Source organism: Rothia gullae (genome assembly GCF_024294905.1).
Classification (GTDB): domain Bacteria; phylum Actinomycetota; class Actinomycetes; order Actinomycetales; family Micrococcaceae; genus Rothia.
In genome coordinates this window covers 80,010-97,655 of the sequence record NZ_JANCOC010000002.1, presented here as the reverse complement: position 1 = coordinate 97,655, position 17,646 = coordinate 80,010, and the positions used below count along the sequence as shown (strand labels likewise).

11 protein-coding genes are annotated in these 17,646 nt (G+C 60.9%); 10 read left to right on the top strand and 1 reads right to left on the bottom strand.

Translation table 11 applies throughout. The annotated features are described in order from the left end of the window. Window positions 1-62: 62 nt before the first annotated feature. The 5 genes from NML54_RS02140 (at window position 63) to NML54_RS02120 (ending at window position 7,364) form a co-directional block, all read left to right on the top strand. Complete coding sequence (locus NML54_RS02140; RefSeq protein ID WP_254755701.1) at window positions 63-746, top strand: energy-coupling factor transporter transmembrane component T family protein; 684 nt, start codon at window positions 63-65, stop codon at window positions 744-746. Then, window positions 743-2,611, top strand: coding sequence for an ABC transporter ATP-binding protein (locus NML54_RS02135; RefSeq protein ID WP_254755700.1), 1,869 nt, complete (start codon window positions 743-745; stop codon window positions 2,609-2,611). The genes NML54_RS02140 and NML54_RS02135 overlap by 4 nt, the downstream gene beginning before the upstream one ends. Window positions 2,612-2,906: 295 nt before the next feature. Beyond that, on the top strand, window positions 2,907-3,512 hold the full coding sequence (locus NML54_RS02130; RefSeq protein ID WP_254755699.1) for an MptD family putative ECF transporter S component: 606 nt from the start codon (window positions 2,907-2,909) through the stop codon (window positions 3,510-3,512). A 155-nt stretch (window positions 3,513-3,667) separates the two neighbouring features. Then, window positions 3,668-5,494 carry an ABC transporter ATP-binding protein gene (locus tag NML54_RS02125; protein ID WP_254755698.1) on the top strand — a complete coding sequence of 609 codons (1,827 nt, stop codon included), beginning with the start codon at window positions 3,668-3,670 and terminating at the stop codon, window positions 5,492-5,494. Between the two features lie 4 nt (window positions 5,495-5,498). Further along, entirely contained in the window at window positions 5,499-7,364 is a 1,866-nt protein-coding gene (locus NML54_RS02120; RefSeq protein WP_254755697.1) for an ABC transporter ATP-binding protein, read from the top strand. Window positions 7,365-7,536: 172 nt separating this feature from the next. Here the strand turns inward: NML54_RS02120 and NML54_RS02115 are convergent, their stop codons facing one another. Beyond that, a complete protein-coding gene (locus NML54_RS02115) occupies window positions 7,537-7,782 on the bottom strand; it encodes a hypothetical protein (protein ID WP_254755696.1) in 246 nt (81 codons plus the stop codon). A gap of 1,548 nt (window positions 7,783-9,330) precedes the next feature. Here NML54_RS02115 and ileS point away from each other — a divergent pair. The 5 genes from ileS (at window position 9,331) to NML54_RS02090 (ending at window position 17,196) form a co-directional block, all read left to right on the top strand. Beyond that, window positions 9,331-12,672: an isoleucine--tRNA ligase gene (ileS, locus tag NML54_RS02110; RefSeq protein ID WP_254755695.1), complete on the top strand. Its 3,342-nt coding sequence runs from the start codon at window positions 9,331-9,333 to the stop codon at window positions 12,670-12,672. Window positions 12,673-12,803: 131 nt separating this feature from the next. Further along, complete coding sequence (locus NML54_RS02105) at window positions 12,804-14,474, top strand: bifunctional folylpolyglutamate synthase/dihydrofolate synthase (protein WP_254755694.1); 1,671 nt, start codon at window positions 12,804-12,806, stop codon at window positions 14,472-14,474. Window positions 14,475-14,775: 301 nt separating this feature from the next. Further along, a complete protein-coding gene (locus NML54_RS02100; RefSeq protein ID WP_254755693.1) occupies window positions 14,776-15,453 on the top strand; it encodes a TenA family protein in 678 nt (225 codons plus the stop codon). 496 nt (window positions 15,454-15,949) lie between these two features. Next, complete coding sequence (locus NML54_RS02095; RefSeq protein WP_254755692.1) at window positions 15,950-16,612, top strand: vitamin K epoxide reductase family protein; 663 nt, start codon at window positions 15,950-15,952, stop codon at window positions 16,610-16,612. Window positions 16,613-16,956: 344 nt separating this feature from the next. Then, window positions 16,957-17,196, top strand: coding sequence for a nucleoside-diphosphate sugar epimerase (locus NML54_RS02090; protein WP_254755691.1), 240 nt, complete (start codon window positions 16,957-16,959; stop codon window positions 17,194-17,196). Window positions 17,197-17,646: the final 450 nt, after the last annotated feature.

The following is a 17,646-nucleotide window of genomic DNA, read 5'->3' as shown; positions in this document are numbered from 1 at the left end:
GCATGCACCGGGTGCCGAATCAGGTGTCACCGGAGCGGCGAGGTCTCCTCGATCCCCGCTCCATGGTGCTCCTGACGGTTAGCATCAGCACCGTGGCGGTCATGGCGGTGCGCCTGGAAGTGGTGCTTGCGGCAATCGCCAGCGCGGGGATATTTATCCTCCTATCCCTGCCGCGCGATACCTTTGTGCGCTGGGCGCTCTTCACCGTGGGTTGCCTGATGCTGGCCTGCGTGTTCCCGCATATCTACCCTCACCCGGTCATCGTCATTCTGTCGTTTGTGGGGTACTGGTTCGCGAAGTACACCGCCGCGCTCTTTTTAATTCTCTCGTTCTTTAGAGCGGTCACCCCGCATGAGGTGTCGATGGTCCTCATCCGTATGCGCATGCCCACGGTACTGTACGTGCCAATCATGGTGATGGTGCGTTTCTTCCCGGTGGCACACAGGGAGCTGCGCGATATTCGTAGCGCCATGGTGTTGCGCGGCCTGGCCCCGACTCCGTGGTCAGCATCGCTGCACCCCCTGCGTTCAGCGGAGATGCTGGTGATCCCTTTCCTGCTTTCGATGACCCGTTGCGTGGATGAGCTCTCTGCCGCGGCACTTATCAAGGGCGTGGGGTCCCGCGAGCACCGCCGCACCTGCACGCTTTCTCCTCGATTCACCCGCTACGATGTACTGGCCCTGGTGCTGTGCGCCGGCCTGTGGGCGTACGCGCTAAGGACCGGAATGGAGGTGGGTCTGGCGTGAGCGTAACGACAACAGTAACGACAAGGCGCGAGAGGGCTGTCGAGTGCCTCATTGAGCTGGAGGGTGTGGACTACGACTACTTCGGCCAGGATGAAGGAAACCGTAGCGATAACCGCCCCGGAAGTGGGGAATACGGGGAAGACAGGAGTCCCTCGGCAAAGCCCACCATGAAATCTGAGGGGCATACTACAACTGAAGCCGTTACCCCCACCGAGCCCGGAGTCCCTCCCAAACCCGCGGAGAGAGCCCGCGCCCTCAGCAATGTGAACCTGAGCGTTGCCGAAGGGGAATGCGTGCTACTCGTGGGCGCCTCCGGAAGCGGAAAATCTACCTGCCTGCGCACCATGAACACCCTCGTCCCGCGCTTCTACGGAGGCAAGCTGAGCGGTAGTATCCGAATCCTCAGCCGCGAGGGGCAGAGCATGACCCTCGCCGACCAGGCGGGTATCTCCGCCATGGTTTTCCAGAACCCTCGCACCCAATTCTTCACCTCGACCGCGCGCGCAGAAATGGCGCTCGTGGGGGAAATGCTTGGCGAATCTCCCGAGTCGATTCGCCGGAGCGTTGAGAACGCCGCGCGGGAGGCTGGGATTGAGCACCTGTTGGACCGTCCCCTTGAAGCACTTTCAGGAGGGCAGTTGCAACGGGTAGCCTGCGCCTGCGCCCTGGCGGCTCATGCACCCATCCTGCTTCTGGATGAGCCAACCTCGAACCTCTCGCCCCAGGCGGTGAGGGAGCTTGCCGACCTGCTACGCATGCTTAAAAGTCGGGGCATCACCATGGTCGTGGCCGAGCACCGGGTGCACCTGATGCGCAACATCGCCGACCGCGTGGTGCGACTCGAGGATGGCAGGGTCGTTGCCGAATACAGCGGCGAGGAGTTCTTCGCCCTACCCGAGCGGACGCGTCACGAGCTGGGGATTCGCTCCCTGATGGAGCCGGTTCTACCCGACGTTCCACGGGTTGTTCCCGAGCCTGTTGCCTCAGAACCGGTGGATCGGGTTGAATCCTCTTCCAATGTCGGGAACTCTTCGAACGAAAACCCCGTCTCAGAGAACCTGGGAACTGGAGAGGGGAATGCCGAAGCACGGCCCGGGCTGCTCATCGAAAACCTGCGGTTCAGCTACGGTGGACGGGATGGCACGTATCGCCTCCGGGCACTCGCACGCTCGTTCGCAAAGCGGCTACACGCTCGTCGAGGGAGACCCTCCGAGAGAACAACCGACAATGCGGGGGCAGAGCTACTCAACATCGCCTCTCTGGACTTTCCTGCGGGCAGAGTTACCGCCGTCTGTGGCCCCAATGGCGTGGGAAAAAGTACCCTAGCACGCATCATCTGCGGATTGCACGATGTGCCCGGGGCCCGCATCAGCGTCAACGGCAAGCCGCATAGCGCTGCTGAGCGCACCCGCACCTGCGGGCTGGTCATGCAGGACCCGCGGCAGCAGCTTTTCGCCGCCACAGTCGCCGCTGAGGCACTCCCCACCGGCGCGGTCACCGAGGACGATCGAAAGCGCGCGCGGCAGGCCCTGGACTCCATGGGGCTGCTGCACCTGGCGTCCAGGCACCCGGCGGCTCTATCGGGTGGCCAGCAGCAAAGGCTCATGATTGCCTCTAGCGTGGTGGCTCGACGCTCCGTCATGATTTTTGACGAGCCGACCTCCGGTGTGGACGCGGCGCACCTGCACTCGATTGCAGAGCAGATGCGTTTGCTGGCTGAGCGAGGCATGACGGTTATCTGTATAACCCACGACGCGGAGCTGGTCGAGGCATGCGCCGACCGCGTGGTGTTCCTCGGGGAGGACCCCTCGGTGGCAAGAGCAGCAGAAGATCCCAGATGCAGGGTACCGGGAAGGAACGTCTAGGTTCCCTGACACACCCCTAATACCCCCTGAGATCCGAGCTAAAGCCTAGTATTCAGAAGCTTTTGACAAGGAGTGATATTACCCATGACGTAGAAGTACGACCTAGAAGTTACAGCCTAGAAGCACGACCTAGACCTAGACCGGGCTTCGTTCTGCGCACCGAAAGACCCTGCGTAGGAGGGACGATGCAGAAGCCTGTTCACCAGATGCTTGTGTGCTCGATACTCACACGTCCCTCTCGTTCGGTGCACGAACCTACCAACCCGTAAATCTCCATGTATCTCAAGGAGGAGATATGAATAAGCTAACCGCCCGCGACCTCATCAACTGCGGCGTATTCTCCATCATTTACTTCATCATCATGTATGCCAGCGGCATGATTGGTATGGCCGGACCGGCCTTCATTTTTGTCGGTGGCGCGCTGTCCATCCTGATTAACGGTATCGTTGTGATGCTCTACCTCTCGCGTGTACCCAAGTTCGGTGCGCTGACCATTACGAGCCTGCTGATTGCGTTGCTTATGGGTATTACCCACGGCACCCCGCACGTTGTGGTTACTTCGGTGCTGACCGGTCTGATTGCAGACGCCATTCAGTCAAGATTGGGTAAGGCCACGAGCCTGGAGCCGCGCCGCGGTCTGGTCGCCTATGCCGTGTTCTCGCTATGGAGCTTTGGTATGTACCTTCCTGCGCTACTGAACCCAGAGTCCTACTTCGGCTTGGTGGCCCAGGGCTGGGGTGCAGACTACGCGGAGGGTCTGAAGGTGATGTTTAGTCCCGGTGTGATTTCGGTGTGGATGGTCGTTACCTTCCTCCTTGCCCTACTGGGCGGCTATGTTGGTCAGCGTGCGCTACGCCGTCACTTTGAGCGTGCAGGCGTAAGCCAGCTGGGGGTGCAGTAGTGGGCATCTCCTCAACCTCAGCTGAATCTTCACCGAGAGAAACGCAGGGTACTAGGGAGGGTGGGGAGAAGCCCCCAAAGCAACCTTCCGGCTCCCAAAACTACGCGCAGAAGGCGCGGGTCTCACGCGAAGCCCTCAACGAGCTACTTGCACCCGTGCAGAAGCGTATCTATGCCGGTCAGACAATCGCGGCGCTCTCCGGCATCGCAGCTATCTGGCCGTACATCGTGCTCACACGCCTCGGTGATCTATTGCTACCCGCAGCCGGGGGAGCGAGCATCCCCGCCGACCGCGTGTGGGTGCAGGTTCAGGAACTCTTTGCCGCCTTCGGCCTGCAGATTGGCCTGTACTTCGTGGCTCTCATGATCACACATTTGGCTGATGTTCACCTCAAAACCCACCTACAGCAGCGCATCCTCATCCACCTGGGACGTGCGCCGCTCAGCTGGTTCTCATCGACTTCCTCGGGGCGAGTGCGCAAGGCATTGCAGGGCGATACGACTACCATCCACACTCTCATCGCGCATAAGCCGGTTGAAGTTACCGCTGCGGTTGTCACCCCGCTTGCTTTGCTCGTGTATAGCTTCACGCTCAACCCGTGGCTGGGTTTGCTCACCATTGCGACCTTGCCGCTGTACCTGCTTGGGCAGGTGTGGATGACTCGCGGCATGGGTGAGAAGACCGCCCACATGGACGACCACCTGGCTGAAACCAGCGCCCGGGCCGTCGAGTTCGTGGACGGCATTGAGGTCGTCAAATCCTTCGGTAAAACCGGTGCCGCGCACGCCGCGTTCGCGCAGGCTGCCCGCCGCTTTGCCGACTTCTACTGGGATTGGTGCGGGCCGCTGCTGAAGGGTTCTTCGATCTCCACGGCGGTTATTTCGGCGCCGGTTGTGATGCTCGTGAGCCTGGGCGGTGGTGCGCTCATGGTGCAGTGCAACTACGCTTCGACATCGCAGGTTATGGTGTGTGCTCTCATCGCGCTGGTTATTCCCCTGAGCCTGGACGTCATCACGAACACAGCTTGGTCGTACCAGATGGCGGGTAATGCTGCCCTACGCTTGGTGGACCTGACCCGCGTGCGTGAGCTGCAGGCCCCGCCTGAGAGCGCCGATAGCGCTGATGCGAGTGCCCCCGGTACCTCCGAGGAACGCACCGGTGTGCATTTTGAGAGGATCAGCTACTCCTATCGCACTGAGGTTCCGGTGCTTTCAGCGGCTCCCTCGTCGTCCGGTGATGATGGCTCCGCGGCAACCTCCTCTGTGGTGAATGCGCTGAATGGGGTAACCCTGAGCCTCGCACCGGGCACCGTCACCGCGCTTGTGGGCCCCTCCGGTAGCGGCAAGAGTACCCTCGCCACCATGCTGGCACGGTTCCAAGACCCCGATAAAGGGTGCGTGCTCATCGATGGCACGGACGTGCGCGCTATGAGTGAGGAGCAACTGTACCGCTCGGTTGCCTTTGTGCTACAGCGGGCACAGATTCTGCGCGCTAGCATCCGCGATAACATTCGCCTGGCTGTACCCGATGCGGACGACGAACGGGTCATTGAGGCTGCGCGCCGCGCCCAGATTTGGGAGGACATCCGTGAACTACCGAACGGTCTAGACTCGGTCATCGGCGAGGACACGAACCTCTCGGGCGGACAGAAGCAGCGCATCGTTATCGCCCGGGCACTGCTCACCAACGCGCCCATCCTGATTCTGGACGAGGCTACCGCCAACACCGACCCGGACTGCGCCGCGCAGATTCAGCGGGCCCTCACCGAGCTGACCCGCGACCGCACGGTGCTGGTTATCGGGCACACTGCTCAGGTGGTTGCCGGAGCCGACCAGATCTGCATCATGGAGGGTGGCCGCATCACCGCCCGCGGAACCGCCGAAGAGTTGGCAGAGCACCCCTATTGGCGTTCGCTAAGCGGGGGAGAAGCTTCCCGATTCGTCGCTGAGGGTTTGAACGATGACGAATCCAAGGAAGGATAGAACCGTGACTAAAACTGCGGCTAAGACAGTCACTAAAGCTGATGACACTATGAGCAACACGGTAAGCACCGCCGCGTACCGCGCCGCACGCCGGGAGGAGTCGCACAGTGCGGTCGGGTATATGCGTGACCCACTCCTTCTGCGCCAGTACCGGGGGCTCCTCAACGACCGGGGTAACGCCCAGCTGAGCCGCGCGCTCGCCTGGGTGACTGCCGGCGGTATCGTGGAGGGCCTCGTATACCTTGCTATTATTCCCACCGTGGTGGCGCTCGCCTCGTCGGCACCTGCGTGGGGTCTTGGATTGGGAGGCTGGCTCACAGTGTTGGGCGTATGCGCCGTCGTTGGCGCGGCGTGCACCTACGCCATGAACCTGGGTGCCTACCGCGCCGCCTTGGAGGGTCTGCGCGTCATGCTGGTGAAGGTGGGTGATCGCTTGGCGAGCCTGCCGCTGGGCTGGTTCGATGCGGGTCTGAACGGGCGTATGTCGCGTCTGGTCACTGAGGGTCTTATGTCCATCGGTACGGGTATCGCTCACGTGGCGGTGCCGGTTCTGCGTAACACAATTGCGGCCCTCGTACTCATGGTGGGTGTGCTTATTTGGCAGCCCATGCTGGGGATAACCCTTGCCGCCTCGCTGCTGGTCATTGCGGCGCTGACAGTGTTTTCAAACCGTCTGGAGCACTACTCGCATTCGCTGACCGACCCACTTGAGCGTGAGCTCTCCTCGCGCATCGTGGAGTACGCTTCGTGCCAGGGTGCCCTGCGCTCCGCGGGCAGGAGCGGCAACTATGAGCCGCTCTACTCCGCTATTGAGCGCAGTCACGGCCGTCGTGTGCGTGCCCTGTGGATTTCGACCCTTGCCCTCGTGCTGGGCGGAATGAGCACCCAGATTGTGGTGGTTTCGCTCATCTACGTGTCGGTGCAGATGGCGCTGACCGGATCGCTTGACTCCGTCTCGACCGTGGTGTTCATCGGCGTGATGTTGCGCTTCACTCGCGCGATTCAGGATGCGGTCAGCTTCCTGGTTGGCGTGGAGAACTCGCGTATCCCGCTTGCGGACGTAAACGAGATCCTCTCGTCCGAGCCGCTCCCCGTACCCGAGGAGCCAGCGCATCTGAGCGATCCTGGCAGTGTGAGCGTTGAGAATGTGAGCTTCTCGTACACGCCGGGCGTTCCGGTGTTGCGTTCGCTGAGCTTCACAGCCGAACCAGGGTCGCTCACAGCTATCGTGGGCCCCTCCGGTAGCGGTAAGACCACAGTGTTCAAGCTGTTGGCCCGCTTCTGGGATGTTGATTCCGGCACGGTGCGCGTGGGTGGTGTGGATGTGCGCAAGCAACGCACCGAGCAGCTCATGGCTCAGCTTTCGATGGTTTTCCAGGACGTGTATCTTTTCGACGGAACCCTCATGGAGAACATTCGTGTGGGCCGTGAGGACGCCACCGACGAGCAGGTGCTTCGGGCCGCGTCCCTGGCGGGTGCCGATGAGATTGCGGCGCGCCTGCCGGAGGGGTGGCAGACCCGTGTGGGTGAGGGTGGAGGCCGTCTTTCCGGCGGTGAACGCCAGCGTGTTTCCATTGCTCGTGCCCTGCTCAAGGATGCACCTATCCTGCTCTTTGATGAGGCGACGAGCGCCCTGGATCCCGAGAACGAGGCCTCGGTGCAGCAGTCCATTCGCCGTCTGCGGCAGCGTTCGACCGTGTTGGTTATTGCGCACAAGCTGGACACGGTACGTGACGCCGATCAGATTGTGGTGCTTGATGAGCATGGCGCCCTGGCGCAGATTGGTACCCACGAGGAGCTTGTGGCGGTGCCGGGCGTGTACCGCACCTTCTGGCAGGCGCGCGTGAATGCGGCGGGCTGGAAGCTCTAGCGGACCCTTGCGTCCGTTTGCTCGGCGTAATTGGTCGCAGTGTAATTATCACTACTACAGATGAAAGGCGCAGGAACATACGAAAGCGGGGCGGGTATTAGTTGATACCCGCCCCGCTTTCGTCAGGGGTGCTGCACTCAAATCCTAATCTTGGAGCTTAGAGTCTCAGTGCCTAGATCTTGAAATCGCTGCTGCTACCGGAGCTAGAGCTACCGGAGTTAGAGCCACCGGAGCTGCCGGATCCGCCACCGCTGGACGAGCTTCCCTTAGCGCTTGCTGATGCGGTCGCCGAAGCAGACTGTGAAGTAGGCGGCGAACTAGACGCAGAAGCGGTTGCGCTCGCGGAAGGGGCGGGGGAGTCTACCTTAGCTTTTGCTTCTTCGCTCAGCGGGCAAATATCGGAAGCGCAACCAGCCATGAGGGAAACCACGCCACCGAGCAGCAGGGGCGGCGGCTCATAAGGCGGGAAGCGGTGGAACGGGTACTCGAAGAGGGTGAGAGCATCGGTGAACTCCTTGAATTATGCCGAGGCGGGCTCGGGGCACCCGGCGGTGGGCACGTGGTTGCATGGCGTGTTGGGTGAGGTCGTGAAAGGGAGTAAAACCTCGGGCAAATGCCACGGTTTCAACCCACATCCGGAAGTGACCTCGGGTGCGTGCATGCTGCTGGTGGAGCGAATGGATACGCGGTGAACTCATCTTTGAGGCTGCTTGTTCACACCCCGGTGAGAGGGTAGGTAATACTATCGGATCATCATTGATGCGTTGCTGGATTCATTTTTGTCTATTTTGAGCTCAAAATAGACAAAAATACACCTTAGTAATATCTGGGAGTCTATGGATCACTCAGGATACCATTCACTGTAAAGTATTGCGATCAGGCTCTGTTGATGAGGGGCTATTTGATGAGGTGGGTGCTTCAGTAAGAGGGGGTGCGCATGTTAAATTAAGTGATTTCAATCATATTTATGGTCTGAAAAACGAAAGAGTCTCACCCCAGTGTTTGCAAAAGATGGGGAAGAAGAGAGGGGGTAACTCAACCTTCTGATTGCAAGGAGGCCTTCAGTAGTTCAGAAAAAATACCCGATTCAACAAGGGGAAACCTGCTCGGCAATTCTCAAATATGCACTCTATTCACCCGCTATGCATTGCTGAATCATTCAGAAAAACCGGTTCCCACACGGGGAGTGGAGGGGGTGAAAACTTGCAGGGGTGAATATCTAGTGGAATTACATCGGTGTTCACCCCATATCTTGTGGTTGCACTGACTGCAGTCCCGTGGGCTCCTCCGAAAAAATCGAAACCCACTTAAAGCAACACTGGGGGAATGTGAAAACATACATCCTTAAACACGCCCGAGTGCGGGGTGAGACAAGGTCGCTTAAACCCCCTACTCGCTCTAAATATCGCCGAACGAAGAACCATTCTGTTTTACGCCCCCGGCATCGGTGTATCTGAAAAGTACTGTTCAAACCCACACCCCGCGAGGTTGCATACAGACACAAAAGCCACATAAACTATTAGTGTTTGCAACGACCCGGCCATCACCGGCGAGCAATTCGGAAGAACGGACCGCACCTGCGGGCACCCGCCAATCGCTGCGGCGAGGGTGTCTTAGCGGAAGAGATGTAGTCCCAGTAGAACCGGACGGTTAAGCCCGATATAGCTGTAATAAGCGACTGATACCCGCCCAACGCGCCGCTCTTCCGGTGGCTAGGTATCGCGGACACGCGACGCCACGTAGCCCCGGGAGGGTTCGGTGCGTTGAGCTGTTAAATCAGTAAGCAAGGTGGTACCGCGCCGCATCCTGAACCCCCGGCACAGCCCGGATAGGTCAGCGATGCCCAGGCGTCCTTGCACCCGTCATGTCAATCCTCACCCGCTGAAACGGTGGGACGACGAGTGCTACGTACCCTGTCGCCCCAACCTCTCAGCGTTGAGAACAACAGATAAGGGCGCACAAACACATGTCCCATGTTTACCCCAAGGCGAGCGCCTTCGAAGCCGCAGGAAGCGGCGTCACCGCATCGCCCAAGTTCCCCGCACTCGAAGAGGCAGTCCTCGACTACTGGAAGAAGGACAACACCTTCTCCGCATCCGTCGAGAACCGCCCCGCAGGCGAAAACGGTGAAAACGAATTCGTCTTCTACGACGGCCCTCCCTTCGCTAACGGCCTGCCCCACTACGGTCACCTGCTCACCGGCTACGCCAAGGACCTCGTCGCACGCTACCAGACCCAGCGCGGCCACAAGGTAGAACGACGCTTCGGCTGGGACACCCACGGCCTGCCCGCAGAACTCGAGGCAATGAAGCAGCTCGGCATGACCGACAAGCGCGAAATCCTCGAAATGGGCATTGATAACTTCAACGACGCTGCCCGCGCGTCCGTGCTCAAGTACACCAACGAGTGGGAAAAGTACGTCACCCGCCAGGCGCGCTGGGTCGACTTCGAAAACGACTACAAGACCCTGAACGTCGAGTACATGGAGTCCGTCATCTGGGCGTTCAAGCGCCTTTACGATAAGGGCCTGACCTACCAGGGCTTCCGCGTGCTGCCCTACTGCTGGAAGGACGAGACCCCCCTCTCCAACCACGAGCTGCGCATGGACGACGACGTATACAAGGACCGCCAGGACCAGACCGTCACCGTCGCGTTCCGCCTCACCGCAGACACCGCCCTCGGTGCCGATGAGAAGGTCGCCGCAGAACTCGACGGCGTCGAAGCACTCGCATGGACCACCACCCCCTGGACCCTGCCCACCAACCAGGCGCTCGCAGTCGGACCCGAGATTGAATACTCCGTCGTACCCGGCGCAGGTAAGTTCGAGGGTCGCTCCTTCCTGATCGCCTCCGAGCTGCTCGGCTCCTACGCCAAGGACCTCGGCTACGAAGGCGACCAGCCCGAAAAGGACGCAGACGCAGCCGTCACCGCACGCTACACCGGCTCCCAGCTTGAACACGTGCGCTACACCCCGCTCTGGGACTACTTCGCAGACACCGAAAAGTGGGGCACTGAAACCTCCTGGCAGATCCTCGTCGCCGACTACGTCACCACCGGTGACGGTACCGGCATCGTCCACCAGGCACCCGCCTACGGTGAAGACGACCAGAAGGTCTGTGAAGGCTACGGCATCCCCGTAATCCTCTCCCTCGACGAAGGCGCAAAGTTCCTGAACCTCTTCGCCGAGCCCACCGCCTCCGGCTCCACCGTCCTGGCTGAGATTGCAGGCGTGCAGGCATTCGACGCGAACCGCACCATCATCAACGCCCTCAAGGCAGACGATGTGCTGATCCGCGAGAAGTCCTACGTGCACTCCTACCCGCACTGCTGGCGCTGCCGCACCCCGCTCATCTACCGTGCAATCACCTCCTGGTACGTGAAGGTCACCGACTTCAAGGACCGCATGTACGAGCTGAACAAGCAAATCAACTGGATCCCGGAAAACGTGAAGTACGGCCAGTTCGGCAAGTGGGTTGAGAACGCACGCGACTGGTCAATCTCCCGTAACCGCTTCTGGGGCTCCCCGATCCCCGTGTGGGTTTCAGACGACCCGAACTACCCGCGCATGGACGTGTACGGCTCCCTCGAAGAGCTCAAGGCAGACTTCGGCCGCCTGCCCCTGAATAAGGACGGCGAACCCGACCTGCACCGCCCGTACATTGACGAGCTGACCCGCCCGAACCCGGACGACCCGACCGGCAAGTCCACCATGCGCCGCGTGGAAGACGTGCTCGATGTCTGGTTCGACTCCGGCTCCATGCCCTACGCGCAGGTGCACTACCCCTTCGAGAACCAGGAGTGGTTCGAGAACCACTACCCGGCAGATTTCATCGTCGAGTACATCGGTCAGACCCGCGGCTGGTTCTACGTGCTGCACGTACTGGCGACCGCGCTCTTCGACCGCCCCGCGTTCAAGAACGTCATCAGCCACGGCATTGTGCTCGGCTCGGACGGTCAGAAGATGTCCAAGTCCCTGCGTAACTACCCGGACGTCTCCGAGGTCCTCGACCGCGACGGCTCCGACGCGATGCGCTGGTTCCTGATGTCCTCCCCGATCCTGCGCGGCGGCAACCTGATTGTGACCGAGCAGGGCATCCGCGAGGGTGTTCGCCAGGTCATGCTGCCCCTGTGGAACGTCTACCACTTCTTCGCCCTGTACGCTAACGCCGCCAACAACGGCGAAGGCTACAGCGCAAAGCTCAAGTACGACTCGCAGCACGTGATGGACCGCTTCATCCTCGGCAAGACCCGCGAACTCATCGAGCAGGTCACCGCAGCGATGGACTCCTACGACATCTGGAACGCCTGCGAATCCCTGCGCCAGTACGCCGACGCACTCACCAACTGGTACGTGCGCCGCTCCCGCGAGCGCTTCTTCAACGAAGACCCTGACGCATTCGACACCCTCTACACCGCACTGGTGACCGTGTCGAAGGTTGCCGCGTCCCTGCTGCCGCTCAGCAGCGAGGAAATTTACCGCGGCCTCACCGGTGAACGCTCCGTACACCTGGCTGACTGGCCCGAAGCATCCGCTTTCGCTGACGAGTCTGACCTGCTGGCTCTCATGCAGACCGTGCGTGAGGTCTGCTCCGCCGGTTCGGCACTGCGCAAGGAAAAGAAAATCCGCGTGCGCCAGCCGCTGCAGAAGATGACCGTGGCAGTCGCACCCGAGCAGTTCGCAGCCCTGGGTACCGCTTTCGGTGAGAAGGGCGCGGAGTACTTCGCGAACATCGTCGAGGACGAGCTGAACCTGCGCCAGGTGGAACTGGTCAGCGCCGACACCGTCGACCCCGCCGACTACGGCATCTCCCAGCAGCTGAAGGTCAACGCACGTGCGGCAGGTCCGCGCCTGGGCAAGCAGGTGCAGGTTGCCATTAAGGCATCCAAGTCCGGTGACTGGACCGTGACCGAGGACGGCACCGTCCTGGTCGGCGTGGCAGCTCTGGACGGCGGCCTGGCTCTGGAAGAAGGCGAATACGAGCTGGCAACCGTGGTTGCCGCTGACGCTGAGGGTGCTGAGCACACTGCGGCTGCGGTTCTGCCCGGCGGCTTCCTGGTCCTCAACATTGAGCTGACCGACGAGCTGGTTGCCGAAGGCATCGCCCGCGACACCATCCGCGCTATTCAGCAGGCACGTAAGGACGCCGACCTGAACGTTGCGGACCGCATCAACCTGAGCATCGCGGCACCGGAGGAAACTCTGGCAGCTCTGCGCACCAACGAAGCACTGGTCACCGGCGAAACCCTCGCCGTGTCCCTGCAGCTGAGCGAAGCAGCCGAGCTGAGCATTAGCGTAGCCAAGGCATAAACGCCTGAACCGTACGGCCGTCCCGCCCCCCTTCACGGGCGGGGCGGCCCGTCGTCTATCCCGCCGCACGGTTATCCTGCCGCACGGTGGGCCCCTGCCGGCACCGACCGGCTATCCCAGTGAGGAGAACAATGAGCGAGAAGAATTACCCCGCAATTCCCGACCCCGAGGGCGTGGAGCGGGTCTACGGTGAACTGCTGGCGCGAGCACCCGAAAACAAGATGGCGCCGCGCCTGGACGCTGTGGCGCGCGCCGTCGAAATCCTTGGCGACGTGCACCGTGCCGCGCCGGTCATCCACATCACCGGCACGAACGGCAAGACCAGCACCGCCCGCATGATTGAGACGCTGCTGCTCGGCCACGACCTGCGCGTGGGCCGCTTTACCAGCCCGCACCTCGAAAGCGTCACCGAGCGTATCTGCATTAACGGCGCACCCGTACCGGATGCCACGTTCGTGCGTATTTGGGAGGAAATCGCCCCCTACCTGCAGATTGTGGACGCGGAGATGACCTCCCGCGGCGAGCCCGCCCTGACCTTCTTCGAGTCCGTTACCGTGCTCGCCTTCGCAATTTTCGCGGACGAGCCGGTGGACGTGGTGGTGCTTGAAGTCGGTATCGGCGGCACCTGGGATTCCACGAACGTTGCCGACGGTGTGGTTTCCGTGGTCACCCCGATTGGTCTGGACCACACCGACATGCTGGGCGAAACCCTCGCCGAGATTGCGACCGAAAAGTCCGGCATTATCAAGCCCGGCGGCTTCCTGGTTTCTGCGGCACAGGACCCGGAAGCGGCGGACGTGCTGCTCGCCTCCGCCCGCGAGAAGGAAGCACCCTTCGCCTTTGAGGGCGTGGAGTTCGGCATTGTCTCCCGTGAGCTTGCGGTCGGCGGTCAGCTGCTGACCCTGCGCGGCCTGGCGGGCGAGTACCCGGATGTGCCGCTGTCCCTGCACGGTGCGCATCAGGCGCAGAACGCTGTGGTGGCTCTCGCCGCCGTGGAGGCGTTCTTCGGCGGTCAGCGTCAGCTGCCCGAGGACGTGGTGCGTACCGCGTTTGAGGCGGTGCGCTCGCCGGGCCGTCTGGAGGTTGTGCGCACCGAGCCGCTGACCATCCTGGATGCGGGTCACAACCCGCACGGCGTGCGTGCGTCTGCGGCTGCGCTGACTGAGGCGTTCAAGCTGTCGCATCTGCATTCCGTGGTCGGTATTTTGGGTGAGAAGGATGCTCTGGGCATGTTTGAGACCATGCGCGAGGAGTACGTTGACGCTTCTGACGGTACCTTCCGCCTGTACTTGGCGGCGTCGGATTCGCCACGTGCGATTGCGCCGGAGCGTCTGCACGAGCTGGCGCTGGATGCGGGCCTGGACGAAGACTCAATCGAGGTGTTTGAGCACCTGGACGAGGCGATTGCCACCGCCATGGAGAACGCCCTCTTTGAGCAGGAGTCGGCGGGTGTGCTGATTACCGGTTCGATTACGGTCATTGGTGAGGCGCGCACCCTGCTGGCGGCGCATGAGGAGGCTAAGACTCCCGGCGCTGAGGCTGAGGAGCTGCCGGATGAGCTGGGCGCTGAGGGTGCTTATGCGGGTTCTGCGGGTGCGGCGTCGGCTTCGACTTTGGCTGCCGCGGCGGCTGCGGCTGCCTCTGCTGAGCCGGATGAGCTGCTGGACGGCATCATGGCTGAGCTGGGTGGTGAGTCTGCGGCGGGTTCTTCGCTGGAGGATTCGCTGGGTCTGCCGCTGGGCGATTCGTACACCGATGATTTCTTCGGTGACGATGATTCCGAGGACGATGCGGATCACTAAAGCGACCTGTTGAGGCTATCGACATGAGGCGGGGTGCCGCCCTCCGGCTGGTTTTACCGGCTGGGGGAGTGGTGCCCCGCTTTTGCGTGCATACATGCTCGCAGTCAGACCCAAGAGCCCTCACCCACCCAAAAATCGAAAAGAACGAAAATTTGTGGGCAATGGGCCCCAAAATCGGGTACGCCTTGGCGTCACGGTGCTATATTAGCTGAGGCGCCGGCCCCAACGCACGAGGCCGCACCAGCACACCCACACATACGCATACCAGTGACGGTATGCCACATAGCGAAAGGCACCCATCATGCCCGCCCCCTTCACCGATTTGATCGGCACCGATTCGTTCACCGAGACGCTACGCCAGGAGAACCTCGACACCTGGCTTTCCGCCACGAATCACCGCTTTGTTGCTGAGCTTTTTGAAGGCTCAATCGCCCCGCAGGTTATGGCGGGGTACCTGGTGCAGGACTACCGCTTCCTCGATACCTTCCTCGCCCTGATTGGTGGCGCGATTGCTAACGCTGATACTCTCGCGGGTCGTCTGCGCCTCTCCGAGTTTGCGGGCGAAATCGCGGGGGATGAGAACACCTACTTCCTGCGTTGTTTTGAGACTCTGGGCGTGACCGAACATCAGCGTGACTCCATGCCCGACACGGAGGCGACCACCGGTTTCAAGCGTCTCTTCCTCGACGCGGCGGCAAGTGGCAGCTATGCGGCGATCCTGTCGGTGCTGATGGTTTGCGAGGGCCTGTACCTGGATTGGGCGTCGAAGGCTCCCGCCAAGCGTCCCGAATCTTTTGTGCACCACGAGTGGATTACCCTGCACGACTACCCGGAGTTCCGTGAGCTGGTTGATTTCCTGCGCCGCGAACTGGACCGTGTGGGCCCGTCGGATGCGCAGCGTGCCCGCGAGTTCTTTAGCCGCGCGGTGGAGCTGGAGCAGCTGTTCTTTGACGAGTCGTACACCCACCCGCTGTTCTAACGCACTGCTCTAACGTGCCGTCTGTGCGCTCCACGGTAGTTGCCGTGAGGGTTGCCGCGCGTCGATGAGGCGAATGCCATAGAAAACATGCGCACCATGCCCCGGAAGGTTCTGCCCGCCGTCACATTGCGGGCTCCTTCCGGGTTTTCCCTATTTAAGGTACATCACAAAAATGCGTCTATTTGCATGATTTGAGGCGTCATATAGGAAATGTAGAAGCTAATGACGTGCTATTTAGCAAGAGGAGAGGCTAGGATAAATGGGGTACTGCTTCCGGAGTGCAGGAATGCGTTGCACCGGTAAGTACCTCCTGTCATGCGGGGTGAATGAGCCTTTTAAGAACCTCATGGAGAAACCTAACGAGGAACCTAACGGACCCTCCCTGTGTCTGCCGGCTTGACGATTGCCAGGCCCTCGAACACCCCAATTTTTCTGGCGGAGCTAAGATGGCGCTGCCGTGAAAGTAGCACCGTAAAACACTATCTAAAGGAGTCGTATGAGTACCGCCGCATCGAGTACTACCGAGCCTACCCACGTTGCAAAAGAAGCGCAGCACGGGCATGCGGGAATCCCGGGCAGCTACTCAGACCGACAGCTCGGATTCTGGCTGGTTGGTGCCGGCCTGATTGCACTTATTTCTTCAGCGATTCTGGTGTATGAGCGCCTGCAGATTTACATTGATGCTGGTCACTCCACGGCCTGCGATATCAACGCCTTGCTCAGCTGTGGTACGGTGATGCGCACTCCGCAGGCAGAAGCTTTCGGATTCCCGAACCCGTTCATTGGTCTGGTGGGCTTCTCGATTGTGGTGACTATCGGCGCCGTGATCATGGCGGGCGCACGCTTCAAGAAGTGGTTCTGGGTGTGCGTGAACATTGGTTTGGCTGCAGCGACCGCGTTCATCATGTGGCTATGGTACCAGACGACGTTCCAGATTAACGCGCTGTGCCTGTTCTGCATGATTGGGTGGGTTATGACCATCATGCTTTTTGTGAAGACCACGGTCCGCAATATTTCGGCGGGTGTTATTCCGGCGTCGCAGTCGATGCGTGAGAGCGCTCGCGGCTGGTCCTGGTTTGCGATTAGCCTGTGGCTGGTCCTGATTTTCGGTATTATTGTGATCCGCTTCTTTGAGGTCATTGTGAATATGATGCACTAAGCGTTCATCGCTGAGGCTGGTTTGAGGGTCGATGCCCCGAATATGCAACGCCCCGGTACTTGTTGGTGCCGGGGCGTTGTTGCGCCTGCGGGCGGGTGAGGCTGCGCGGAATATGCCGGGCTGATTGTGCTGGGCAGAATACGCCGGGCTGGGGCGCCGGGTAGTGGGGGAGGTGCCTGTGACTTTGCCGGTGGCGGTCAGCGGGGAGGCGGCGCGGGTGCGTATAATGGTCAGGTATATTCTTGAGCGGCATTAGCCGGAGCCGTCCGCGGGTTTTGCCTGCGGCGTTGATTGTCTGCCGTTCTGCTGGACACTAGATTCTTGATACCCCTTCGAGGAGAACCGTGAAGACTGCCGGAATTGCCGCAATGGGCGCTGCTGCCGTTATTTTTCTGACTGCCCTGTTGTTGCTGACTGCCGGTCACTTCTCGCTGTTGTGGGTGATTCTGCTGGTTGTTTCTCCGTTTGTTTTCATTCTGGGTGTTCCGTTTGCAACCGGTTCCGGTCCGGAGTACCTGCCGACCGACCCGAAGCTTGCTCAGCAGGCTCGTGAGGCGCACGATGCGGAGCTAGGTCTGGACTAGTTCCTCCTCTGAAAGTTTTTTGAAGCCGGGTGGTGCGTAATTAGTGGCACGCCCGGCTTTGCTGTACCCGCCATGCGCCCGCCGCAAGGTGTCCGCGGTAATGTGCCCGCGCATCCTGCCGGGAAGTGGAGCCCAGATAGGATGGGCGGGGTGGCTTAGAGGTATCGTCTACCGGGTATAATGGAACACGGTGTCTTGTGCGCTCCGCACGCGCATAAAGATCCCCACCAACGCATCGAGGGAGAGTACCCGAAGAGCGCCGGCTATAAGCCGCGGAGCATAACTGTCGCACCGCGCGGGCCGCCCGCCTCGGCGAAGAAACCCGAAGACCGGCAGGGCACCCAGGAAGGGTGTGAGCGTGCCGTGCTCGAGAGCGAGGTGGCTGTGACCGTCGCGGCGCGCTCTGCGTTCCGCCCGCTCGCCCCCTACGGCAGAAGCACTGAAGGAGAT

Bases quoted from the DNA above. Each gene is read 5' to 3' on its own strand.
- NML54_RS02140 (WP_254755701.1), top strand. From the start codon at position 63: ATGGTGCTCCTGACGGTTAGCATCAGCACCGTGGCGGTCATGGCGGTG.
- NML54_RS02100 (WP_254755693.1), top strand. From the start codon at position 14,776: ATGCCCGCCCCCTTCACCGATTTGATCGGCACCGATTCGTTCACCGAG.
- NML54_RS02105 (WP_254755694.1), top strand. From the start codon at position 12,804: ATGAGCGAGAAGAATTACCCCGCAATTCCCGACCCCGAGGGCGTGGAG.
- NML54_RS02095 (WP_254755692.1), top strand. From the start codon at position 15,950: ATGAGTACCGCCGCATCGAGTACTACCGAGCCTACCCACGTTGCAAAA.
- NML54_RS02130 (WP_254755699.1), top strand. From the start codon at position 2,907: ATGAATAAGCTAACCGCCCGCGACCTCATCAACTGCGGCGTATTCTCC.
- ileS (WP_254755695.1), top strand. From the start codon at position 9,331: ATGTCCCATGTTTACCCCAAGGCGAGCGCCTTCGAAGCCGCAGGAAGC.
- NML54_RS02115 (WP_254755696.1), bottom strand. From the start codon at position 7,782: ATGGCTGGTTGCGCTTCCGATATTTGCCCGCTGAGCGAAGAAGCAAAA.